This is a genomic window from Bacillus sp. JJ1503, assembly GCF_036965125.1.
In the GTDB taxonomy this organism is placed as follows: Bacteria; Bacillota; Bacilli; order Bacillales; family Cytobacillaceae; genus Cytobacillus.
Map to the genome: position 1 here is coordinate 1 of NZ_JBALOZ010000147.1, position 757 is coordinate 757.

General features: G+C 36.2%; 1 protein-coding gene and 1 pseudogene. Both read right to left on the reverse strand.

Annotation, left to right across the window (positions count from 1 at the left end; all coding sequences use genetic code 11):
- Positions 1 to 29 precede the first annotated feature (29 nt).
- A complete protein-coding gene (locus tag V7149_RS12495) occupies positions 30 to 344 on the reverse strand; it encodes a DMT family transporter (RefSeq protein WP_335345958.1) in 315 nt (104 codons plus the stop codon).
- A pseudogene (locus V7149_RS12500) lies at positions 341 to 675 on the reverse strand (DMT family transporter). The gene V7149_RS12495 and the pseudogene V7149_RS12500 overlap by 4 nt, the downstream one beginning before the upstream one ends.
- Between the last annotated feature and the right edge of the window lie 82 nt (positions 676 to 757).

The window sequence follows — 757 nt, forward strand, 5'->3', positions numbered from 1 at the left end:
CTAGCAACCTTCTTCAAAAATTTCTTTGATTAAGATACTAATCTTAGACCGATTACTGCCACTACTACCAATGCAATAAAGAAAATACGCAATTTATCTTTGGACTCACCATAGTACAACATTCCTATGATCGCACTACCTACAGTTCCAATTCCTGTCCAAACTGCATAAGCGACACCTAAAGGAACGGTCTTCATCGCAAGATTAAGAAAGGTAAAACTAAAAATAAAACCAATCAATATAATTAGGAATCCTTTTAGTTTCTGACCTTTCCCCATAATCTGCATACCAGTAACACCAACAATTTCAAGAATACCTGCGATAATTAAGAATAACCAACTCATCCTTCTTGACTCCTTTCTGCATCCTGCTTACCGGTGACAAGTTTTAACCCAAGCACTCCCACAAGCAGTAAGACAAGAAAGAAGAGCATACCCAAATTAAAAGGTGCATGAAAGATAATGATATCAACTAACACTGTTCCAACTGTACCCAATGCTACAAAAACGGCGTATACTGTACTTGTAGGTAAAGTTGTAGCAGCTCGGACAAGCAGTATAAAACTAACAACAACTCCTATATAGTAAAAGTCCATTCTAAAGGCGAGTTGGCATGTTTTAATCCTGTGGCCCAACCAACTTCAAAGATGCCTGCAATGATGACTAAAATCCACATATTTGTTCAAACACCTTCTTTGTTTTATAATTAACTAACGGTAGTTAGTATAACGTTGATTTTGTTTATTTTCAACTGTTTT